The organism is Mycobacterium sp. (genome assembly GCF_050701675.1).
GTDB lineage: Bacteria > Actinomycetota > Actinomycetes > Mycobacteriales > Mycobacteriaceae > Mycobacterium.
In genome coordinates, this window is the sequence record NZ_JBOGDD010000257.1 from 1 (window position 1) to 4,399 (window position 4,399).

General features: G+C 65.9%; 5 protein-coding genes and 2 pseudogenes. All 7 read left to right on the forward strand.

Annotated elements, in window-relative coordinates:
* Positions 1–152: pseudogene (locus tag ACRDUX_RS07315) on the forward strand (lipid-transfer protein); the annotation flags it as partial.
* Positions 153–204: 52 nt separating this feature from the next.
* Positions 205–645, forward strand: a complete 441-nt coding sequence (locus tag ACRDUX_RS07320) for a type II toxin-antitoxin system Rv0910 family toxin (RefSeq protein ID WP_526412436.1) — start codon at positions 205–207, stop codon at positions 643–645.
* Positions 642–1,523 (forward strand): MaoC/PaaZ C-terminal domain-containing protein, encoded by an 882-nt coding sequence (locus ACRDUX_RS07325; protein WP_526412438.1) that lies wholly within the window; start codon positions 642–644, stop codon positions 1,521–1,523. Before ACRDUX_RS07320 ends, ACRDUX_RS07325 begins: the two co-directional genes overlap by 4 nt.
* A 1-nt stretch (position 1,524) precedes the next feature.
* The gene (locus ACRDUX_RS07330; RefSeq protein WP_526412440.1) at positions 1,525–2,394 is read left to right on the forward strand and encodes an SDR family oxidoreductase; all 870 of its coding nucleotides are present in this window, start codon (positions 1,525–1,527) and stop codon (positions 2,392–2,394) included.
* Complete coding sequence (locus ACRDUX_RS07335; RefSeq protein ID WP_526412442.1) at positions 2,394–3,644, forward strand: acyl-CoA dehydrogenase family protein; 1,251 nt, start codon at positions 2,394–2,396, stop codon at positions 3,642–3,644. The genes ACRDUX_RS07330 and ACRDUX_RS07335 overlap by 1 nt, the downstream gene beginning before the upstream one ends.
* A gap of 19 nt (positions 3,645–3,663) precedes the next feature.
* Positions 3,664–4,050 (forward strand): annotated as a pseudogene (locus ACRDUX_RS07340) (alpha/beta fold hydrolase); the annotation flags it as partial.
* A gap of 5 nt (positions 4,051–4,055) precedes the next feature.
* The coding region (locus tag ACRDUX_RS07345) for an AMP-binding protein (protein WP_526412444.1) at positions 4,056–4,399 on the forward strand (344 nt) is incomplete at its 3' end.

Here is a 4,399-nt window from a genome sequence, read left to right on the forward strand (position 1 = left end):
CCACCGGGCTGGCTCAGTGCGCCGAGCTGACCTGGCAGCTGCGCGGCACCGCCGACAAGCGTCAGGTCGACGGCGTCACCGCCGCGCTGCAGCACAACATCGGCCTCGGCGGCGCCGCCGTCGTGACGGCCTACCAACGCGCCGACCGCTAACCCTCCACTCCCGCCGTTCGGCGGCAAGTCAACCAACGAGAAGGAGAAGGACATGGGACACATCGAAGCCACCAAGAACCTCACCGCTGCCCCCGATGCGGTATGGGCGACCGTCGTCGATCCGCGCACCTGGGACGGGTGGTTCACCGTGCACGAGCGGTGGATGGAGGAGCCTGCCGAGCAGCTGACTCAGGGGACGAAACTGCCTGCCAAGATCGTCATGTTGGGGATGGCCAACAAGATCGAGTGGAACATCGAGACCGTCGACGCGCCCAGCACTCTGACCCTGAGCGGGACCGGAATGGCCGGTGTGAAGGCGCAATTCACGTTCACCCTGGTCCCCGCGGGAACGGGTTCGAAGTTCACCGTGGCAGGCGACTTCGAGGGCGCGCTGATCAAGGGCGCGCTGGCGAAGGCCATCGAGAAGGACGGTCTCAAACAACTCGACAAGAGCCTCGAGCAGCTCGACGCCCTGGCCTCGACGCCCGCATGAGCGCCTCGGTGAGTGAGGACCTGAAATTCGACGACAGCGGCCTGGATACCTGGACCGACGAGGACCGCTTCGAGGTCACCGCGGACCGGCTCGCCGAATACGCCGCGGCGACAAACGATCCGATCACAGCACACCGTAGCGGCGAGATCGCCCCGCCGGTGTTCGCGATCGTTCCGGTGTTCGAGTCGCTGTTGATGCCCGCGGTGGACGTACTGCCGGTCGAGCTGATCCCGCGCGTCGTGCACGGCGAGCAGGACTTCCACTTCCACCGCCCGATCCGGCCGGGGGACAAGCTGGTCTCGCGCGGCAAGATGATCGGCTACGAGGGGCTGGAGAACGGCACCCGCGCGGCGATCAAGCTCGAATGTCGCACCGAGGAAGGCGAACTGGTCAACGAGCAGTTCGTCACCACGTTCGTGCGTGGGTTCAACGCGGGCAAGTCCATCGGGGTGCTCAGTCCGGACCACAAGTTCGACGGGAGCTTGCGCGCTCAGGAACCGGTCGCCGTCGTCGTACAGCACGTCGACGACGATCAGACGTTCCGGTACTCGCCGGCCTCGGGCGATCCGATGCCGATCCACCTCGACGAGGACGTGGCCCGCGACGCCGGTCTGCCCGGCATCATCGCGCATGGGTTGTGCACCATGGCCTTCACGTCATGGGCGCTGCTCACCGAGGTCGCCGATGCGGACGTCAGCAAGCTCAAGAGGTTCGCCGTCCGGTTCTCGAAGATGGTGCTCCCTGGCGACGATCTCGAAACGCGGATCTGGAAGAAGGACAGCGCCGACGGCGTGACGACGTATGCATTCGAGACCATCCGGGTCGGACGCGACGAGAAGGCAATCACCGACGGCTTGGCCGAGATCAGGGAGGCATGACATGGGAGCACTCGAAGGCAGAGTCGCAGTGATCACCGGCGCGGGGCGGGGCATCGGCCGCGAGCACGCACTGCTGTTCGCGCGGGAGGGCGCCAGGATCGTGGTCAACGACCTGGGTGGATCCAACGCCGGTGACGGTTCCGACGCCGGCCCGGCACAGGACGTCGTGGCCGAGATCAAGGATGCCGGCGGTGTCGCGGTGGCCAACACCGAGAACATCGCCACCTGGGATGGCGCGAGAGGCCTCGTCCAGCAGGCGATCGACGAGTTCGGCCAGCTCGACGTCGTGGTGAACAACGCAGGTATCCTGCGTGACGCATTCATCGCCTCGATGGAGGAGGCGCAGTGGGACGCCGTCATCGGCGTGCACCTCAAGGGACACTTCGCGGTGCTCCGACACGCCGCCGAGTACTGGAAGGCGCAGTCCAAGGCAGGTGACCAACCCAACGCTGCCGTCATCAACACCGCGTCGGGTTCCGGTGTGACGCTTCCGAATGCGGGCCAGGCGAACTACGGTTCGGCGAAGGCCGCGATCGCCGCCCTCACGCTGATCGCCGCCGAGGAACTCGACCGCTACGGGGTGCGGGTCAACGCCATCGCTCCCATCGCCCGCACCCGACTCACCCTGGCCACGCCGGGAATGGGGGCGTTGATGGCCGAACCGGACGAGGGTGAGCCGGACCTGTTCAGCCCGGCCAACATCTCACCGCTGGTGGCTTATCTCGCCACCGAGAAGTGCCCCATCACGGGAAGGGTCTTCGCCGTGCAGGGCGGGGCCATCTCGGCGCTGCGCGGTTGGCACGACACCGACACCATCGAGACCGAAGACGTGTGGCAGATCGACGACATCGCCGAGAGGTTGCCGAGCTGATGTTCGAATGGTCTGATACCGACGTCATCATGCGCGACACCATGCGGACGTTCATTGACAAGGAGATCCGTCCACACCTCGACGCGCTGGAGAGCGGCGAGCTCTCGCCGTATCCCATTGCCCGCAAGCTATTCAGCGAGTTCGGCCTCGACGTGATGGCCGCCGAAGCGGTCAAGGGCATGCTCGAAAGGGAGCGCGCCAGGGCGGAGTCGGGATCGGTGGAGTCCGCTGAGAAGAAGAGCGGGGGGCTGGGCGACATGGGCGCTCAGGCGTCGATGGCGGTCGCCATGGTCTCCGAGCTCGCCGGGGTGAGCATCGGTCTCATCAGCACCTTCGGCGTCAGCCTCGGCCTCGGCGCGGCCACCATCGCCACCCGTGGCACGCTGGCGCAGAAGGAACGTTGGCTGCCGGAGCTGATGACGCTTGAGAAGATCGCCGCCTGGGCGATCACCGAACCCGACGCGGGATCGGATGCGTTCGGGGGCATGAAGACCTATGTCCGGCGTGATGGGGAGGACTACGTCCTCAACGGGCAGAAGACGTTCATCACCAACGGCCCGGACGCGGACGTGCTCGTCGTGTACGCCAAGCTGGACGACGGCGACCAGGCCGACAAGCGCAACCGCAAGGTCCTGACCTTCGTCCTGGACACCGGCATGCCGGGGCTTACCCAGGGCAAGGCCTTCAAGAAGATGGGCATGATGTCCTCACCGACGGGCGAGTTGTTCTTCGACGACGTCCGGCTCACACCCGACCGACTGCTTGGCGAGACGGAGCACCACGCCGGCGGCGACGGCCGGGACAGTGCACGCGCCAACTTCGTCGCCGAGCGCGTCGGGATCGCAGCGATGTCGCTCGGCATCATCAACGAATGTCACCGACTGTGCGTCGACTACGCGAAGACGCGGACTCTGTGGGGTAGGGAGATCGGTCAGTTCCAGTTGATCCAGCTGAAGCTGGCGAAGATGGAGGTCGCCCGGATGAACGTGCAGAACATGGTGTTTCAGACTCTTGAGCGCCTCCAGGCCGGCAAGCTGCCCTCGTTGGGCGAGGCGTCCGCCATCAAGTGGTACTCGTCGGAAGCCGCTACGGAAGTGGCGATGGACGCCGTTCAGCTGTTCGGTGGCAACGGCTACATGACCGAGTACCGCGTCGAGCAGTTGGCACGTGACGCCAAGTCGCTGATGATCTACGCCGGCAGCAACGAAGTTCAGATCACCCACGTGGCCAAGGGTCTGCTCAGCGCGTGATCACCGAAATCCGTTCCCGGTTCGCCGGGGTGGACACCCGGGTGTTGGAGGTCGCCGGGTGCGGTACGGCCCGGGACGGCGCGCGGACCCGGACGTGATTGCGCCGTCGCAACGGAAGACGACGAGCATGGCCGACGTGGCGCGACTCGGCCGCTACGCGCTGCAGTACGCCTACGAGACACGCACGGGCCACGCCGGCATCGAGGTGCGCTGCCCGACCGTCGTGGTCCACCGCAGGCGTGACCGGGTCATCCCGGTGCGCTCCAGTCGTGTTCTGCATCAACAGATTCCCAGCAGTGAGTTCGTGGTCCTTCCCCGGTCGGGACACTGCCCGCAATTGGACGATCCCGATGAAGTCGTCCGGCTGATCCTGCAGGTCGCACCCGATGCCGAAGAGAGGACTTGACGAAAATGCCCCAGCGCACGGTGGCCGAACTCCACGAAGCCGCCAGCATCTGTCAGCTGTTCCAGGACACGGTTGCACGCCATCCCGATCGCGTCGCGCTGCGTGCCGCAGGGGATGACGAGCCGATCACCTGGCGGCAGTATGCCTCCCGGGTGCGGACGATCGCCGCGGGTCTGGCCGCCCTTGGCGTGGGCCGAGGCGACACGGTCGCGTTGCTGCTGACCAACAGGCCGGAGTTCAATCTCGTCGACGCGGCGGTGCAACACCTTGGCGCTATTCCCTTCTCCGTCTACAACACGTCCAGCGCCGACCAGATCGCCCACCTGTTCACCAATGCCGAGAACAGGGT

Excerpts from the sequence above, each read along its gene's own strand:
- ACRDUX_RS07330 (WP_526412440.1), top strand. The coding sequence starts at position 1,525 with ATGGGAGCACTCGAAGGCAGAGTCGCAGTGATCACCGGCGCGGGGCGG.
- ACRDUX_RS07320 (WP_526412436.1), top strand. The coding sequence starts at position 205 with ATGGGACACATCGAAGCCACCAAGAACCTCACCGCTGCCCCCGATGCG.
- ACRDUX_RS07335 (WP_526412442.1), top strand. The coding sequence starts at position 2,394 with ATGTTCGAATGGTCTGATACCGACGTCATCATGCGCGACACCATGCGG.
- ACRDUX_RS07325 (WP_526412438.1), top strand. The coding sequence starts at position 642 with ATGAGCGCCTCGGTGAGTGAGGACCTGAAATTCGACGACAGCGGCCTG.